Source organism: Lysinibacillus sp. SGAir0095 (assembly GCF_005491425.1).
Taxonomy (GTDB): Bacteria; Bacillota; Bacilli; order Bacillales_A; family Planococcaceae; genus Ureibacillus.
The window spans coordinates 1,597,180-1,614,845 of the sequence record NZ_CP028083.1; the positions used below are offsets into that span (position 1 = coordinate 1,597,180).

The window sequence follows — 17,666 nt, forward strand, 5'->3', positions numbered from 1 at the left end:
AAGTGGATCTATTTAAAAAAGGCTTGAATGTATTTCTAACATTTTTGTTAACGCTTTCATTATTTTCGCCGGTAACAGTAAACGCTGATGAGCTGACAGATAGTTCAACTGTACAGGTTCGAATTGAGGGGCTAAATGAAACAATTGTTCCACTAACAGCGGTTGATGTAAATGCTAATGAAATTTATTCAGAATACGGTAGTCTACTAGATTCGATGGATGAAGGTGATTCTACTGTTTATGCCATTCATGCAATTATTAAAGCATTGGATCAAGCAGGTTATGATGTCGAAAACTCCAGTGAGTTTGATTTTGGCGGAGGCATGTATATATCAAATATTGCAGGCTTAGAGACATTTAGTACCGGTAGCCAGGACGGTTGGATGTATACGCATAATCATGTTATATCCAATTATGGCGTAAGCCAGCAAGAAGTTAAAGATGGCGATATGATTGTTATGTATTTTACAACTAATTGGGAGAACAATCCATATACATTTTTTGAACACCCAGGTTATTCATCTGAAATTAATGAAAATATTACATTGAATTTACAAGGGGCATTTAAAAATGAGGATTGGCAGGATTATCATGCACCTATTGAAAATGCAGAGCTTGTCATCAATGGCGAAAAATCTCTATATATAACAGATACAGAAGGTAATGTCACACTTCAATTTTCTGAACCAGGTGAGTATGAAATTACCGCAGTTCGAGGTGAAGGAAAGTATAGTAATATTAACCGTCCATTTACCAAGATAACTGTACATCCAGTAAATAGTGAAGGATCAAAAACCAGCAGTCCGGTTGATAATGATGATGATCAAGCGATAGCAAATGTTATCTCACTTATATCTTCGCTTCCAACGATTGAAGAAATTAGTGAAAGAAACCAATTAGCGATTCAAAATGCCCGTCAAGCTTACGAAGCTTTGAATATAGAACAAAAAGCACTTGTAACAAACTTAGAAATACTTGTTCAAAAAGAAAATGCCTATAATTCATTAGTTCGTGTTCATGATGTTATTTCTCAAATTGATACATTGCCACAGGTCGATATGGTTAATGCAACACATGAAGAATCAATTGTACAAGCAACAAATGAATACGAAAAATTAAGTGACTCTGAAAAAATAGCGGTTACTAATTTTGTAAAATTACAAGAATTGCAAAATCGATTAATAGAACTCAAAAAAATATTAATAACAAAAATTACATTAACTGAAAAGAACATTTCATTACCTAAGGTTGGAGATACTGCTTCTATTAAAGTTACATTAAAACCAACAAATGCAACAGAGCGAGTGATCTGGTCAAGTAGTGATGAAAAAGTTGTTACAGTTGTAGATGGCGTTATTCGGGCCATTGGTAAAGGAAAAGCAACCATCACTGCTGCTTCAGAAAGTGGAGATGTCAAAGCATCCACTAGTATAGTAGTTTCTCCAACTATAGAAGAAGCTTTATTATCCTCAAATGCTTATTTACTATCAATAACACCAACTCCAAAATTTGGCAATGAATGGAATGTTTTTGCCTTAGCTCGAGGAGGATATGAAGTTCCAGAGGGTTACTTTGAAACTTATTACAATAATGTAGCTGCCCATCTTCAAGATAAAGAAGGTGTTTTGAGCGGGAATAATACGGAATATTCGCGTTTAATTATTGCACTTTCAGCAATCGGAAAAGACGCTAGAGATGTTGGTGGCTATAACTTAGTAGAGAACTTAGCAGATCTTGATAAAGTGGTAAGACAAGGAATAAATGGTGCAATTTTCGCTCTAATTGCATTGGATACTCAAAATTATGAGATTCCTGATATTGTTACAGAAAATAGAACAACTCGTAACAAGTTAATCGAGTTTATATTGCAAAAAGAAATATCGGGTGGAGGCTTTGCATTAAGTGGCACGAATCCAGATCCTGATATGACGGGAATGGTGATTCAAGCATTAGCACCATACCAAAGCAAACAAGAAGTCAAAGAAGCGATTGACCGTGCTGTTGCAAAATTAGCAACGATGCAAACCGAGAATGGTGGCTATAAATCGTGGGGTTCTGAAAATGTTCAAAGTGCCGATCAAGTATTAGTAGCACTATCAACACTCGGAATTGATGGATTAAATGATGAAAGATTTCTTAAAGAGAATGGGTCATCAATTTTAACAAATATATTGTCGTACTACACAATAGACGGTGGTTTTGCTCATCCGAAAAATGGGTTAACTAATATCATGGCAACGCAACAAACAGCCTATGCCTTGGCTGCGTACGATAGATTATTAAATAATCAAACGCCGTTATACGATATGTCCGATGTTCCATTGACGTCTCCAGAAGATGATGATGATGATGATGATGAGGATCAAGATACTAATAATCCTGGTGGGGAAGGGAACACAGGGAATCCAAGTAACCCGGGAAATCCAGGGGGAGATACAGGGAACCCGGATAACTCAGAAAAAATTGAGAGTGCTTCTATTTCAATTGTGATATCCAACACTGAAAAACCACTTCCAGTAACTCAAATTGACTTGGTGGATGGTGACACGGTTATCGACGTTTTAACTCGCGCAACTTCGAAATATAACATTGCCTTAAGTACCCGGAACACGGAATATGGAGTCTATGTAGAAGGAATTAATGGCTTGTTTGAATTCGACAGAGGACCACTTAGTGGATGGATGTATCGAGTGAATGGAGTATTTCCTAGCTATAGTGCAGGCTATTATACAGTTAAACCTGGAGATAAGATTGAGTGGCTATACACTACCGATCTAGGTAATGATATTGGTGGTAATTTTGAAGATGGAGAGGATACGCCTACTACAGGTACTAATCCAGAGGATGGGAAAACAGAATCAAAGGAATCAACCATTTCCGTAGAGAATAGAGAAGGTGAAATAAGAGCAGAGATTTCTTCAAAAGATTTAATTGAAATTCTAAAAGATAAGAAGAGCAATGTACTTGTTATAAAGGATAATCAAGGGACAAAAATGGAAGTTCCTAAATCAAGTTTAAATATCCCTAACATATCTGATGAAAAAATTATTTTAGTAGCAAAGATGATTGAATCAGAAGGTAAGCAGGCTTTCCAAGTACAGTTCGAAATTGAAAAAAATGATGGTACAACTCAAACTATTAAAACAGGTAAAGAATACGTTAAGATAACAGCTCCAGTAAAAGATATTCCAAAGGATGCTGTTTTCCTGCAATTTTTAGATGGTCAATATAAAGCAATACCACATACGGTGAAGGATGGACAAGTTACTATTAGAACTAAATCGAGCGGATTATTTGTTATCAGTACTCAAAATAATTCCTTCAAGGATATTTCCAACACAATTTATAAAGAAGAAATAGAATATTTATCAAAACGCGGAGTTGTTGCAGGACATGAAGATGGTACATTTGCACCGAATAAGTCAATTTCTCGTGCTCATTTTGCTGCACTAATCGCAAATGCATTAGGTTTACAGCCAGAAGAAGAAGGTCAGTTTAAGGATACTGACGGACAATGGTATGAAACACATATTCAAGCATTGTACGAGGCAGGTATTACTTCTGGTACTTCTACAACAACATTTAACCCAAATGCCAACATAACTAGACAACAGGCAGCTGCTATGATGGCACGTATTTTAGAATACGTATCCAAAAAGGCAGAACAAACTAGTGAACTATCATTTAAAGATAGTGAGCAAATTAATAAACAATTTGCAGAAAGTATCGCAATCGTAAACAGTATGGGGATTATGAATGGAAAAGAAGACGGTACTTTTGATCCGAATGGAAATTTAACACGGGGTCAAATGGCAATTATTTTAACTCGCACGTTAAATATTACTGACATGATGTAAATCAGGGATGATAGTTTGCTAGACTTTATTTTCCCCAACAAACTCTAAGAATTTTATCAGTTAACAAGGGATCGAAAGGAAATGAGATAGAATCGATCCCTTTCTCTATTCATAAAGGAGTGAGTATATTTGCATGTTTTGAAGTATAGGATAATTCGATTTTTTCTGTTAATTTCATTGATTTTTAGTATTTCTGTAACCCAAGCCGATGCTGCCAATATTACATCTGAAAACGCATATGATAGTGCAGCAAAATATATGGTAAAGACACTACCGGATCCAACGTTTGGGAATGAATGGTTTATTCTTGCTTTGGCAAGAGGTGATTATCAAGTTCCATCCAATTACTATGATACGTACTACAATAATTTAGTCCATGACATTAAAGCGATGAAGGGTGTGCTTCATAGCCGAAAATATACAGAGTATTCTCGGGTTATTTTAGCCTTATCTGCTATAGGTAAAGATGCGCAAAATGTAGGTGGCTATAACTTAGTCGAGAAATTATATGATTTTGATAATGTCGTTTGGCAAGGAATTAATGGACCCGTTTTTGCCTTAATAGCCCTTGATAGTTGGGGGTATTCAATTCCTGAAACAGCTTCGAATAGTAGAGAAAAGATGATTGATTATATTTTAAGTAAACAATTGGATGATGGCGGTTTTGCTTTATCGGGTACTTCTTCAGACCCAGATATAACAGCCATGGTGATACAGGCGTTATCAACATATAGAGATCAACCAAGAATAAAGCAAGTAGTAGATGAAGCAATTCAAACACTTGCTAATATACAGGGCGCAGATGGCAGTTATGAAAGCTGGGAAGTGAAGAATTCCGAAAGTGTGGCACAAGTCCTTGTTGCATTAACGAGTATGGGGATAAATCCAGATGGGGATGAACGGTTTAAAAAAATCATTACTCAACTTTTAAACTTTTATAATGGAACGGACGGAGGCTTTAAACATGTTTTAGATAAATCTTCAGATGGTATGGCTACGGAACAGGCAAGTTATGCTTTAGCCTCTTACCATCGACTATTATCAAAGAAAACGAAATTATACGATATGTCGGATACGAAACAAAGCAGTACTAAGCGTTTTATAGATACCAAAAACCATTGGGCTCGAAGTTTTATAGATGAAGCATCAACTATTGGCTTAATTAGTGGTTATCCAGATAATACGTTCAAACCGAATAATACGATTACTCGGCTTCAAGCAATCTCCATAATCTCACGTATCATAGGCCTGGAAGGTACAAAAGTAGGACCTTATAATGATACGACTAAATTAGATTTAGCAACTCAAAAAAGAATTGGGGCAGCTTATGAAGCTGGTATTATTACAAGCTCTCAAAATGGCCAGTTAAGACCGAATGAAAAATTAACAAGAGTTGAGTTGGCGCAAATGTTAGGTAGAGCATTTAAATACGAAAAGGGCTTCGCATATAACCCTGAGAAACTGGCTCCATACAATGATATTCAAAGATTTAATGAGGAAACAAAAAATGCGATTACCTTACTATATGATTATAAAATTGCCACTGGTTCAAATGGTTCCTTTAATCCTTCCCAATATACTACACGTGGTCAAGCTTGTGTAATATTCGTCAATTTTTATAAACAGTTTAATAGATAGGAGGGACATTTCGAATGGGGCGCAAAGGTTTTTTGTTTGTAATTATATTTCTCTTTAGTTATTTGTTGGCTGCATGCAATATAGAGACGGTTAGTGAGCACGAAAAACTTGAGGTAGATGAACAAAGTATACAAAATGAGCAGGAAGAAAAGAGTAATAAAATTGAACGGCAAAAGAACCTTGAAATCGCACAGGGTGAAAAAGAGCTCACTAAAGAAAATTTAATTGAAAATACCGTTGTAGAAACTACTGCACCAGTTGAACAAAATAAAGAAACGAAAACGGAAGAGAAATCAAAAACTACTTCTACAACTCAAAAATTAAAAGAGCAAAATCCGTCGAAATCAGAATCGAAACATCCTGAAAAAACTGTCGGAACAAAAGAAGATAGCAAAACTGCAACCCAAACCGAAAAACCGAATACCAATCAACCATCTACCCAACCTAAACCAAAACCAAATGAAGAGATAGAGTCTAGTCCTAAACGGTATGTAACTATTGGCATCTATGTAAAAACATTATTAAATAATTGGGAATTACTAGAGGCGCCGTTACAAAGTGAAAAATACGTCCCAAGTAATGGAGTGATTTTGAAAGCTTCGAAGTATGAATTGCTTAGTGAAAAGGAAACGGTTTGGGATGTGCTACTTCGAGCTACGAAGGAACATAGCATTCAACTAGAGTATCAGGGTGCCAACGAAAATATTTACAACAGTGTATACGTTGAAGGTATTAACCATCTTTACGAATTTAGTGCAGGTGAACTAAGTGGATGGATGTATAGTGTTAATGGTGTCTTTCCGAACTTTGGCTGCAGCCAATATGTGCTGAAGGATGGCGATGTCATTGAATGGCACTATACGGTGGATTTAGGCAGGGATTTAGGACATGACTGGAATGGTAGCAAATGAAGGCATTTGAATCCTATCATCCTAGTGTAATTTTTTATTATTTTGTAGTGGTCATTTGCATGACGATGTTTTTTATGCATCCAGTCTATTTGGTTTGTACTTTTTTAGCTGCGTTGTGTTTAAGAGCGCTGTGGTTTAAAGGACATTTTTTGCGATCTAGTTGGTATTTTATTCCTTTATTTTTCGCCATGGCTATTGTAAATCCTCTTATTAGCCATAATGGTCAGTTAGTGATTTTATATGTTAATAACAATCCAATTACTATAGAAGCAATTGCCTATGGGATTGCGATAGCATTGATGATTGTAGCTGTTTTATTTTGGTTTAGTTGCTATAACGAAGCTATGACCTCCGATAAGTTTTTATATTTATTTGCAAAGATATCACCGGTTTTCGCTTTAACTATTTCTATTACAATGCGGTTAATACCGCGATTTAAGCATCAATTACGAGTTATTGCACAAGCACAAAAAACAATTGGAATGGACTATACGGTCGGTACACCGTGGCATCGTGTAAAAGTCGTTATAAGAATTCTTTCTATATTAGTAACATGGGCATTGGAAAATTCAATAGAGACTGCAGATTCTATGAAGGCAAGAGGCTATGGTTTGAAGAATCGTACTACATTTTCCATATTCATACTAGAAAAGCGAGATTTATTTATGATTGGTTGGCTGACGATATTATTGATAATTTGTGTGTATGGCGTATTAAGAGGCTATACAATGTTTTATTACTATCCTACTTTTACAGAAATCAGTTGGTCTGCTGATTACATTTTCTTTTACTCTGTATATGCAATCCTATTGTCCATACCAATCGTAACGAATGTGAAAGGGGACATCAAATGGCACTACTTACAATCAAGAATTTAAGCTTTCGTTATCCAGGAGAAGAGAATGACGCTCTTCAATCTATTAATTTAGAGATTGAAGAAGGAGAATTGGTCGTACTTATTGGTCAATCTGGGTGTGGTAAAAGTACATTAATCAAACAACTAAAGCGAGAGATAGCACCACATGGAAATTTGACTGGTGATCTTCTATACAAGAATAGATCTATGGATGAATTAGACCAGCGCGTAACAGCTTCAGAAATTGGTTATGTATCACAAAACCCAGATAATCAAATTGTGACAGATAAAGTATGGCATGAGCTTGCATTCGGGTTGGAGAATATTGGTTTGGATAAATCTACTATTCGCAGACGAGTGGCTGAAATGGCGAATTTTTTAGGGATTCAAACATGGTACCGCCAAAAAACAGTCAATCTTTCAGGCGGTCAAAAACAGCTGCTAAATTTAGCCGCTATAACGGTGATGCAACCAAAAGTCTTATTACTTGATGAACCGACATCCCAATTAGATCCGATAGCTGCCAGTGAATTTCTGGGAATGCTTAGAAAATTGAATGAAGAGCTGGGATTAACAATTATCTTAGTAGAGCATCGTTTAGAGGATGTACTTCCAATTGCAAGTAGAGTAGTTGTTATGGATGAAGGCTCAATAATCTACAATGGCGCACCAATAAATTTATTAGATGGTTTACCTACTTACCATCCGATGTTGTCAGCCCTGCCTTCTGCCATGCGAATTTTTTCTGCCATGGGTCAGAAAGGAGCTGCCCCTTTGACCATTCGAGAAGGGCGACGTTGGCTTTTAAACCAAGGTTTTCAGAATGGAGAGCTAGAAGAAAATGAGAGCGCGCAAAATAAAAAAGTGTTGTTAGAAGCGAAAGATGTAGCCTTTCGCTATCAAAAAGATGGCGAGGATATATTGCATTACTTTAATTTGCAAGTGTTTACTGGTGAATTTATGTCAGTTATCGGCGGTAATGGAACAGGGAAGTCGACTGCATTGAAGGTGTTGTCGAGTTTATTAAAACCATATCAAGGACAAGTATTTCTTAGAGGCAAAAAAATTGCAAAATTTTCAAATGTAGAATTGTACAGAAATCAATTGGCTGTATTACCGCAAAATCCTGTTGTATTGTTCGTAGAAAAAACGGTCAAAAAAGAGTTGCAGGTAATGGCGGATGTTACTAAAACAAGCTCAAAATTGGATGCTATCATAAATTTATTTGAATTAGATAAACTTCTACACCGCCATCCATATGATTTGAGTGGAGGAGAGCAGCAAAAAGTGGCTTTAGCAAAGCTACTATTATTAGAACCGCAAATGTTAATGTTGGATGAACCAACGAAAGGATTGGATGCACATGCCAAAGAGTCTTTAGGAAGTACGCTACAAGCATTGCAACAAAAAGGAATAACTATATTAATGGTGACACATGATATTGAATTTTCAGCTAAGTTCAGTGATCGTTGTTCATTATTGTTTGATGGACAAATAATAACCACCGATATACCAAGAAAGTTCTATAGCGGGAATAGTTTCTATACTACAGCAGCTCACCGGTTATCCAAAAACTTGTTTCGAAATGCGATTACTTGTGAGGATGTGGTGAAGTTATGCAATCAAACAAGCGTTATGACCTAAGAAAAATATGTAATATCATTATAATTTTCATTATTATGCCATTAGTAATTTATAGTGGAGTAACTTTTTTAGGAGATAGGAAATATTATTTTATATCAATCATCTTGGCGATGCTTTCGTGCTTGCCGTTTTTCCTTCGCTATGAGAAGAAAAAGCCTCAGCCTCGTGAAATCATGACAATTGCAGTAATGGCAGCGATATCAGTGGCGGGTCGTATTCTATTTGCTGTGATTCCTGGTTTTAAGCCAGTTGCAGCTATTACAGCAATTACAGGAATTTATTTGGGAGCGGAAGCAGGTTTTTTAACAGGTGCTTTATCGGCTATTGTATCGAATATATTTTTTGGACAAGGACCATGGACTCCATTTCAAATGTTTATATGGGGTCTTATTGGTTATGTAGCCGGGTTATTGGGTAAAACAGGAAAAATGGAAAGTAAACTATCATTAACTATATTTGGAGTGATAGCTGGCATCCTTTATTCTTTTGGAATGGATGTGTGGAGTGTCATTTCAATATCAGGGTTATTTTCAATTGAAGCCTATGTTACTGCCTTGAGCACGGCAATTCCATTTACGATAATGTATGCCATCTCGAATGTGATATTTTTACTTTTACTTACCAAACCAATAGGCGAGAAGTTGAAGAGAATTAAGGTAAAATACAATATATTGAATAACTAAAGCAAGACGACAGTTAAGTAGCATAACAGATAAAAAAACAGGACTTACCTAAGTGCTCTTAGGTGTCCTGTTTTACTATTTGCAGTTAAAAAGAATTAACCAATAATATTATAACCGCAATCCACATAGATAGTTTCGCCAGTTACACCACGAGATAGAGCGCTTAGCATTACGAGAGTCATATCTGCTACTTCATCTTGGTTTGTATTGCGTTTTAATGGTGATTGTTCTTCAATTTTATGAAGGATTTGGTTGAAGCTTGGTACACCCTTTGCCGCTAAAGTTCGGATTGCCCCTGCTGAAATCGCATTTACACGAATTCCTTCAGCACCTAAATCTGCTGCTAGGTAGCGCATTGCCGCTTCAAGAGCTGCTTTTGCAACACCCATCACATTATATCCGTCAAGGACACGTTGGCCGCCTAAGTAACTCATTGTGACAATCGAGCCACCTTCTGTCATAAATGGACGAGCTGCATTGGCAACAGCAACTAATGAGTAAGCACTTGTATCCTGAGCAAATGCATAGCCTTCTCGAGTTGTTTCCACAAAGCGATTTTTTAAGTCTTCTGCGTGAGCAAATGCAACAGAGTGCACAATTCCGTGAATAACACCAAACTGTTCACCGATTTGTGCGAATGCTGTTGCGATACTTTCATCACTATTAACGTCACATTCGATAACAGCAGTTTTATAGTCTGTATAATTTTCAAGTACTTTTTCAATTTTTCCTTTGGAACGTTCTTTTCGGTAAGTGAAGATTACGTTAGCACCAACCTCTAAAAGTTTTTTTGCAATTCCCCATGCAATGCTTCGTTCATTGGCAACGCCCATTACAACAATATTTTTGTCCTTCATTTGTAATAAATCCAATCCGATGATCCCCTTTGCTTAATAAATTTTACATCAGTTATTAGTACCAACTACTAATATTAAGTTTAACAGTTCATCGTAAGAAAATCAATAAGAGAGTGGTAACTTGTAATGCAAAATAGTTGACAGCTATTTTGCATTGCAATATACTAAAGGTAACTACTTTATATAGCAAGGTAGAGCGTGGTTAGGTATCTTGTATAATAAGATAGAGAGGTGAATGAATTGTCCATTCGAAGCCAGCTATTAAAAGGAATATTAGATGGATGTGTCTTAGCAATTATTGAAAAAGAAGAGATTTATGGGTATGAGTTATCACAGAAATTACAGCAATATGGCTTAAAGGATATTAGTGAAGGAACGATATACCCCGTCCTATTACGCTTACAAAAAAGCAATTGGATTGTAGGAACAATGCGGCCGTCCGATAGTGGACCTAACAGAAAATATTATTCCTTAACCAAAGAGGGGAAAGACAATTTGGATTTAATAAGACAGGAATGGGATTCATTGAGCACGCCAATTACAAATATATTAAGAGGTGATGAGGATGCAAATGACAGTTAAGGAACTAGTTAGGCAAAATAATGATAAGAGGAAAAGCCTAACCCCAGAAAATCAAGAGTATTACGAGAATATGCTTGTTTATATTCGGACAAATGCATTAAAAAGTGAACGAGCGGTAGAGGAAGTACTACTTGAAATGTTGGATCATTTATTAGAGGCGCAAAGAGAAGGGAAAAAAGCAGAGGATGTCTTTGGTAAATCACCAAAAGAATTGGCAGAAGAGATTATTCAAACTCTTCCAAAAGAATCATTTAAAGAAACAGTTGATTTTGTACTTGAAATGGTATTTACATTATTCGGTTGGTACTTAGTTGTTGGTGGAATCATCCCATTAATATCAGGGGAGGATCAAACCATCCATCTTGGATCATTACTGCTGTCGGGCATCCTACTAATCGCTAGTGTTGTGACATTGCTATTCTTTTTATTTGGTATCCTTAAAAAAACTGCGTTTGAGGATAAAAAAGGGAAAAGTAAGGTTAATTGGTATCTTGGATTCCTCTTTGTTCTTTTTTTCATAGGAGGAGTTGGTGCAAATTTTGTTTTAGAGCCATTTGGTCCAGCTTTTACAATTTCCTACCTACTTCAGTTCGGTCTGGGCTGCTTCTTTATACTCGCTGCCTTTTTGTTTAAAAAATTAAGAGAATCGAAGTAAAAGTAGAAAAGACAAAACCTCAACTAATTAGGTCGAGGTTTTGTCTTTATTTATACTGGTATCCTTGAAAACTATCATTTTTCTATCCACTAAAAAGAGGTTGGGCTTCGAGCCAACCTCTTTTAATTATTCATATTTTAAAGGGTCACCCTCAAATGATTCCTCTGCTACTTTGATCGAATCTGTTGGGCAGCCTTCAAATGCATCCTGCATGTCTTCTAGTAAATCTTCTGGTACTTCAGCAGTACCCATGTTATCATCAATAATAACGAAGGCAATACCTTCATCATCATAATCATAAATATCTGGGGCTGCAGCACCACAAGCGCCACAAGCAATACATGTATCTTTATCTACAATTGTAAATTTTGGCATGTTTTTCTCTCCTTTTTCACGTGCGCTTCCAATTAAAGCTTCTTTTCTATTCTAAATCTGTTTAATTTACTTTTCAACCTAATAGTTCGAAATGGAGGATTGATTTTGATTTTCCAACAGATTCTTATACAAATATTCCACAAATTTAACCAAGAACGTACAATATCCGCACCGTTTCATCTACTTAGAGGGAAACGTTCAGGTCAAACCATGCAGGATGTTGGAATTTATCAATTACATAACTATTTTGGAATACTGCCAAAATTATCAAGATATAAGTATGATGATGAAGTCTCGGCATTAATCGAAGAACAATTGCTCATTGTTAAAGAAGATGGATTTTATGAATTAACGAGAAAAGCACACGAACTGCTAACAGACGTTCAGAGCTTTCCATTTGATGGCTGGCATTATCGAGGAAATGAGCATGTATTCTTTGCTAGGCTATCACTAGTTATCCAGTCACTATCCCATCATCTAGCAGGAGAGATGTCTTTTATTCCGCTTCAAAAAGACGAACAGGTTCAGCAATGGGTAAAAAATTTCCTACGAACTAATCAATATCAGGATGGACTATTGCAGCAAAGTTTATTAGAGGAAATTGTGAATAGTCTTGAAAAAACAGCTTTAGAAGAGCAAGCAAAAAATACGCTTATTCTTCGTTTATCGGGTTATAATATGGCTGGACTAACTTGGCAACAAATTAGTTTTCAAGAAGATATGAAAGAAATGGATTTACAATTGATTTATATTTTTTCGTTACATAATTGGTTAAGCGAGATTTTACTTCAAAGCGAAGAATACCCATTGTTATTTCAATTGGTTGAGAATATCCGAATCAAAAATCCTTTAACTGGGTCTGCTTATCAGTCGGCAGAGCTTTTTAATAACGGCTATTCGATTGAACAGATAAGCAGAATTCGTGGATTGAAAATGAGTACAATAGAAGATCATATTGTGGAATTAGCTATGAACGAACCGCAATTCAAAGTCCATCAATTTGTCTCTAATGAGGATATAAAAGCTGTTCTGACAGCAATAGATGATTATAGTACACGTAAATTGAAGGTTTTGCACGAGGTTCTACCTCATCTTTCTTATTTTCAATTAAGACTGGTACTTGCAAGAGGTGAGCATGTTGAAGCTTGAAGAAATCCTTAAAAAATATTTCGGTTATTCTGATTTTCGACCTGGTCAAAAAGAAGTGATTGAAAGGGTGCTTGTTGGTCAAGACGTGATTGCGTTACTCCCTACTGGAATGGGAAAATCCCTTTGCTATCAGCTTCCAGGGTATATTTTTAATAAGCCTGTTTTGATTATCTCACCATTACTTTCTTTAATGCAGGACCAAGTGGATCAAATGAAGCAATTTAAAGAAAAGCGTGTTGTGGCACTCAATTCATTTTTAAATCCAACACAAAAAAGGGCGACAATTCAATATTTACATGACTACCGATTTATTTTCATTTCTCCTGAGATGCTACTTCAAGAGCAAGTTCAACAAAAATTGAATTCGATGGAGCTTTCTTTAATAGTAGTCGATGAAGCTCATTGTATATCACAGTGGGGTTTTGATTTTAGACCAGATTATTTACGGATTGGACAAGCAATTGGGAGAGGAAATCGCCCTCCGATATTGGCTTTATCTGCAACAGCAACGGAAAAAGTGATTGGTGATATTGAAAGCTATTTGAATATGAACAAGCCATATAAATTTATTCATTCCGTAGATCGATCGAATATTCGCCTTGGTAAACAACAATTTCAAGGTAGAGAAGATAAAATTGATTGGATACTCGATCATGTAACGAAATCAGCAGGACCAGGAATCATTTACACGCAGTCCCGGTCAAAAACAGAAAGTCTTAGTCAAAGATTGCTTCAATCAGGAATAGCTAGTGCTGCTTATCATGGGGGTATGGACCCGTTGGATAGACAATTTATACAGCAGCAGTTCATCGATGGAGCTCTTGAGTGGATCGTTGCAACGAACGCTTTTGGGATGGGTGTACATAAGCAAAATGTTCGTCAGGTAATCCACGAATCTATCCCGTCAAATATGGCCAATTACATGCAGGAAATTGGTCGTGCTGGAAGAGATGGAAAAGATTCGCTTGCCATTTTGTTATATGCAGAGGGTGATGAAGAACTTGCAAAATATGTCGGAATTGATGATTATCCAGTAGATGCCCATGTTGATAGCTATGTGAATTATCGGCTAAAGAATGAACTGCCAACCTCAATGATTCATAATGGAGAAATTTCGGAAACAGCTTTTCGTGTGTTGGATTACTGGATGCACCAGCTTCAGCCGGCTGAGGTTAAACAGCGATTAAATTCTATGAAATATGAGAAAATGAGAGCTGTTGAAGAAGTAAAGGAATTAGTGGATACAACTGAATGCGTAAGGGAAAAACTTGTGGGCTATTTTGGTCAAACACTAGAAAGAACACCCGATGATTGTTGTCAGTGCTGTGGTTTAGACTATAAAAATATCATTTCAAAGCGTGAAATTGAAAATACAACTCTTATAGAATGGAATTGGAAGAAAAGAATCGAGAAGTTACTGTTGGGGAGTTCTTAAATTTTAATAGAAAAGCTTTCAGTATATCGAATAGAATTCCATATTCTGTTGATTTTATTAATTAATCGACATAAAACTCTTAAAATTTCCAATCCTATCATTTACTTTTTAGAGAAATTTCGTCATAATTAGAGAAAGATAGTGTTGGAGGTGGTACTCATGAGTAATGGAGATTACAGAGAGAAAATTGAAGAGCATCGTCAATCAATTGAATTAGAAGAACAACAAGGCTCTAGAATGTCACGCTCACGTCAAATAGGTAAAAAGAAAAAGAAAAATAGAAAAAATCCATTATTAAATATTCTTTTATTTGTACTGCTTGGGATACCTTTTTCGTTATTAATTTATGTCTCATTCTTCTATAATCCAACAGTGACTGAAACAGCAGAAGTCGAAGAGAATGGTTCGGTAGTAGAGGTTCAGAAGAATAATACGGTCTCTTCTAGTGGTAAACAAAAAGAAGAACCTATAATAGAAGAAACTGATAGTGAAACTGCAACGAATAGTGAAGTAAGTACTGAAGATAAAAATGACGAAGAAACGCAAGCCGAAATAGAAGCAGCAAAAAAAGCGGAGCAAGCTAAGCTTGAAGAACAAGAGAAACTTGCTAAGCAACAAGAAGAGCAAAAACTAAAGGACCAACAGGCTAGTAGTAAAACGCACACGGTGCAAGCAAACGAAAACTTATTCCGTATTGCGTTGAAGTATTACAATGATGCAAGTGGTGTAGACAAAATTAGGGAAGCTAATAACTTATCATCAAACAGCATTTCTGTTGGACAAACACTAATCATCCCATAACATGAGCAAAAAATTAATTCTAGAGTAGACTAAATGGAAGGTGTAAACCGTTCCTTTAGTCTTTTTTTTCTTAGTGAAATTAATGATGTTGGTATATAAGATATTTTACTGGTGGAATATGATAAAATATTGTGGAGAAAAATCAATAGATGCTGATGTCACAACGATTTCTTCATTTTAAATTCAGTGATTTGTTCTTTGAAGAAAGGGGGAGCTCGAGTGTTTGAGCTATTCATTATTGTGTTTGTCATTTTACTTGGATTTTTACTTTTTATGCTCAAGCAGGCTTCAGAAAACAATGTTCTGTACCATGATGTTCCCATAGATGGGGAGAGGGAACGGGCAACTCTATTTTTCATTTCAGACGTTCATTTAAGAAAAATCAGTAAAAAAATGATCCACGACATAGATGGAAAAATCGATGCGGTCATTATTGGTGGAGATTTTTGTGACAAACGTACACCGATTTCTCGAATTTATGACAATATTAAGCTGCTGCAAAAATTAGGGCCAGTTTATTTTGTATGGGGGAATAATGACCGGGAAGTTGGCGAGTCAAAATTACGGGGAATTTTCAAAGAAACGAATGTAACAATCATAGAAAATGATGCCACATTGATTCCAAATCTTAGAAATCGGTGTTACTTAAGTGCCATCGATGATACATCCTCAAAAAATGTTCAGTACGAACAAGCTTTTGAAAAATCTAGAGAAGGAGATCATGTTATTTTTATCTCCCATAATCCAGAAGTTTTTCCATCTGTACGTCAGAGATATCACGCGGATCTGATGATGGGCGGACATTTGCATGGTGGGCAAATTCGATTTGGACCTTACGGGATTCATCCACATGGGTCGTTCTCTATGAGGGAAGCCGTAGCCACACTTATTAGTAATGGCTATGGAACAACGATGCTTCCTTTAAGATTTGGAGCAAAGCCGCAATGTCATGTCATTCATTTGCATTTTAAAAGAAAAATAGCCAAAACAACAAATAAATAATAGCAGTATACTAATAATAGGATTATTATTGTTAGCAATAAATTTGCTAGCGGATGAATCACTTTTCTATTTGTGATGAGTGAGGTTTTCTAAAGGAGATGTAAGTTATGCAAAATGTTGATGCCATCATCGTAGGGGGAGGTCCTTGTGGATTATCTGCTGCGATTGAATTAACGAATATTGGTTTAAAACCGATTGTGATTGAAAAAGGGAATATTGTAAATGCGATATATAATTATCCCACCCATCAAACTTTTTTTAGTTCAAGTGAAAAATTATCCATTGGGGATGTTCCATTTCTTATAGAAGAACGTAAACCACGTAGAAATCAAGCGCTTGTTTATTACCGTGAAGTAGTGAACATGAAGAATATTCAGGTGAACCGTTTTGAAAAGGTAGAGTCTGTTGAAAAAGACTCAAAGGGTTGTTTTACTGTAAAGACTAATAAAGAAGTTTATGAAACACCTTATGTTATACTGGCAACAGGTTATTATGATCAACCGAACTATATGAATATACCGGGCGAGGATTTGCCAAAGGTCCATCATTATTTTAAAGAAGCACACCCATACTTTGATACAGATGTGTTAGTAATTGGTGGTAAGAACTCAGCAGTCGATGCGGCTCTGGAACTACATAAAGCAAAAGCTCGTATTACTGTCGCTTACCGTGGCAGCGACTATTCTCCATCGGTAAAACCGTGGATTTTACCTGAATTTGCTTCTCTAGTAAAAAATGAAGAAATTACCATGCATTTTAAGACGTCTGTTAAAGAAATTCGGGAAAATGAAGTCGTTTTAATGGTGGACGGACAAGAAAAAGTGATTGCAAATGATTTTGTATTTGCTATGACAGGCTATCACCCAGATCATCAGTTTATTCGTGAAATAGGTGTAAACATTGACGATGAAACTGGAAGACCATTTTATAATCCAGAAACTATGGAAACAAATGTAGAAAATCTCTTTATAGCGGGCGTATTAGCTGCAGGTAATAATGCCAACGAGATTTTTATTGAAAACGGAAGATTCCATGGTGGTTTTATTGCGAAGCATATAATATCAACGAAAAATTAAATAGTTCATCTAATCTAAACAATGAAAACAAGGCAGAAAATTGCTTTAATTTCATTGTTTTTTTTATTCCCAAATAGGTTGGAAACAAAGTCACTACGAAAACGAATGTGATGATAATTAGCCAATTTTGATGAAATTGTAATAT

The 17,666-nt window shown here is 36.0% G+C and carries 15 protein-coding genes; 13 read left to right on the top strand and 2 right to left on the bottom strand.

Features of this window, described 5'->3' with window-relative positions; all coding sequences use genetic code 11:
* Positions 1 to 2: 2 nt before the first annotated feature.
* The 6 genes from C1N55_RS20665 (at position 3) to C1N55_RS07895 (ending at position 9,589) form a co-directional block, all read left to right on the top strand.
* Positions 3 to 3,857 carry an S-layer homology domain-containing protein gene (locus tag C1N55_RS20665; protein ID WP_137728308.1) on the top strand — a complete coding sequence of 1,285 codons (3,855 nt, stop codon included), beginning with the start codon at positions 3 to 5 and terminating at the stop codon, positions 3,855 to 3,857.
* Positions 3,858 to 3,986: 129 nt separating this feature from the next.
* Positions 3,987 to 5,495 carry an S-layer homology domain-containing protein gene (locus C1N55_RS07875; RefSeq protein ID WP_168193821.1) on the top strand — a complete coding sequence of 503 codons (1,509 nt, stop codon included), beginning with the start codon at positions 3,987 to 3,989 and terminating at the stop codon, positions 5,493 to 5,495.
* Positions 5,496 to 5,509: 14 nt separating this feature from the next.
* Positions 5,510 to 6,406: a DUF4430 domain-containing protein gene (locus C1N55_RS07880; protein WP_137728310.1), complete on the top strand. Its 897-nt coding sequence runs from the start codon at positions 5,510 to 5,512 to the stop codon at positions 6,404 to 6,406.
* Complete coding sequence (locus C1N55_RS07885) at positions 6,403 to 7,284, top strand: energy-coupling factor transporter transmembrane component T (RefSeq protein ID WP_137728311.1); 882 nt, start codon at positions 6,403 to 6,405, stop codon at positions 7,282 to 7,284. The genes C1N55_RS07880 and C1N55_RS07885 overlap by 4 nt, the downstream gene beginning before the upstream one ends.
* Positions 7,257 to 8,906, top strand: coding sequence for an ABC transporter ATP-binding protein (locus C1N55_RS07890; RefSeq protein ID WP_137728312.1), 1,650 nt, complete (start codon positions 7,257 to 7,259; stop codon positions 8,904 to 8,906). Before C1N55_RS07885 ends, C1N55_RS07890 begins: the two co-directional genes overlap by 28 nt.
* A complete protein-coding gene (locus tag C1N55_RS07895; RefSeq protein ID WP_205758524.1) occupies positions 8,879 to 9,589 on the top strand; it encodes an ECF transporter S component in 711 nt (236 codons plus the stop codon). Before C1N55_RS07890 ends, C1N55_RS07895 begins: the two co-directional genes overlap by 28 nt.
* 95 nt (positions 9,590 to 9,684) lie before the next feature.
* On the opposite strand, the gene C1N55_RS07900 is transcribed toward C1N55_RS07895, so the two are convergent.
* Positions 9,685 to 10,446 carry an enoyl-ACP reductase FabI gene (locus C1N55_RS07900; RefSeq protein WP_370452615.1) on the bottom strand — a complete coding sequence of 254 codons (762 nt, stop codon included), beginning with the start codon at positions 10,444 to 10,446 and terminating at the stop codon, positions 9,685 to 9,687.
* A gap of 240 nt (positions 10,447 to 10,686) precedes the next feature.
* Here C1N55_RS07900 and C1N55_RS07905 point away from each other — a divergent pair, with 240 nt between their 5' ends.
* On the top strand, positions 10,687 to 11,028 hold the full coding sequence (locus C1N55_RS07905; protein WP_137728315.1) for a PadR family transcriptional regulator: 342 nt from the start codon (positions 10,687 to 10,689) through the stop codon (positions 11,026 to 11,028).
* A complete protein-coding gene (locus C1N55_RS07910; protein ID WP_168193822.1) occupies positions 11,012 to 11,683 on the top strand; it encodes a DUF1129 family protein in 672 nt (223 codons plus the stop codon). The genes C1N55_RS07905 and C1N55_RS07910 overlap by 17 nt, the downstream gene beginning before the upstream one ends.
* Before the next feature lie 126 nt (positions 11,684 to 11,809).
* Here the strand turns inward: C1N55_RS07910 and C1N55_RS07915 are convergent, their stop codons facing one another.
* Complete coding sequence (locus C1N55_RS07915) at positions 11,810 to 12,058, bottom strand: ferredoxin (RefSeq protein WP_137728317.1); 249 nt, start codon at positions 12,056 to 12,058, stop codon at positions 11,810 to 11,812.
* A 105-nt stretch (positions 12,059 to 12,163) separates the two neighbouring features.
* On the opposite strand from C1N55_RS07915, the gene C1N55_RS07920 reads away from it, so the two are divergent.
* The 5 genes from C1N55_RS07920 (at position 12,164) to C1N55_RS07940 (ending at position 17,521) form a co-directional block, all read left to right on the top strand.
* On the top strand, positions 12,164 to 13,207 hold the full coding sequence (locus tag C1N55_RS07920) for a YpbB family protein (protein ID WP_137728318.1): 1,044 nt from the start codon (positions 12,164 to 12,166) through the stop codon (positions 13,205 to 13,207).
* On the top strand, positions 13,194 to 14,642 hold the full coding sequence (locus C1N55_RS07925; protein WP_370452602.1) for a RecQ family ATP-dependent DNA helicase: 1,449 nt from the start codon (positions 13,194 to 13,196) through the stop codon (positions 14,640 to 14,642). The genes C1N55_RS07920 and C1N55_RS07925 overlap by 14 nt, the downstream gene beginning before the upstream one ends.
* 159 nt (positions 14,643 to 14,801) lie before the next feature.
* On the top strand, positions 14,802 to 15,443 hold the full coding sequence (locus tag C1N55_RS07930; protein ID WP_137728319.1) for a LysM peptidoglycan-binding domain-containing protein: 642 nt from the start codon (positions 14,802 to 14,804) through the stop codon (positions 15,441 to 15,443).
* A 219-nt stretch (positions 15,444 to 15,662) separates the two neighbouring features.
* Positions 15,663 to 16,445, top strand: a complete 783-nt coding sequence (locus C1N55_RS07935; RefSeq protein ID WP_240758407.1) for a metallophosphoesterase — start codon at positions 15,663 to 15,665, stop codon at positions 16,443 to 16,445.
* A 107-nt stretch (positions 16,446 to 16,552) separates the two neighbouring features.
* Positions 16,553 to 17,521 (top strand): YpdA family putative bacillithiol disulfide reductase, encoded by a 969-nt coding sequence (locus tag C1N55_RS07940; protein WP_137728320.1) that lies wholly within the window; start codon positions 16,553 to 16,555, stop codon positions 17,519 to 17,521.
* The last annotated feature ends 145 nt before the right edge of the window (positions 17,522 to 17,666 follow it).

Coding starts and splice junctions, on each gene's coding strand:
- C1N55_RS07880 (WP_137728310.1), top strand. CDS start 5,510: ATGGGGCGCAAAGGTTTTTTGTTTGTAATTATATTTCTCTTTAGTTAT.
- C1N55_RS07885 (WP_137728311.1), top strand. CDS start 6,403: ATGAAGGCATTTGAATCCTATCATCCTAGTGTAATTTTTTATTATTTT.
- C1N55_RS07890 (WP_137728312.1), top strand. CDS start 7,257: ATGGCACTACTTACAATCAAGAATTTAAGCTTTCGTTATCCAGGAGAA.
- C1N55_RS07895 (WP_205758524.1), top strand. CDS start 8,879: ATGCAATCAAACAAGCGTTATGACCTAAGAAAAATATGTAATATCATT.
- C1N55_RS07900 (WP_370452615.1), bottom strand. CDS start 10,446: ATGAAGGACAAAAATATTGTTGTAATGGGCGTTGCCAATGAACGAAGC.
- C1N55_RS07910 (WP_168193822.1), top strand. CDS start 11,012: ATGCAAATGACAGTTAAGGAACTAGTTAGGCAAAATAATGATAAGAGG.
- C1N55_RS07915 (WP_137728317.1), bottom strand. CDS start 12,058: ATGCCAAAATTTACAATTGTAGATAAAGATACATGTATTGCTTGTGGC.
- C1N55_RS07925 (WP_370452602.1), top strand. CDS start 13,194: ATGTTGAAGCTTGAAGAAATCCTTAAAAAATATTTCGGTTATTCTGAT.
- C1N55_RS07930 (WP_137728319.1), top strand. CDS start 14,802: ATGAGTAATGGAGATTACAGAGAGAAAATTGAAGAGCATCGTCAATCA.
- C1N55_RS07940 (WP_137728320.1), top strand. CDS start 16,553: ATGCAAAATGTTGATGCCATCATCGTAGGGGGAGGTCCTTGTGGATTA.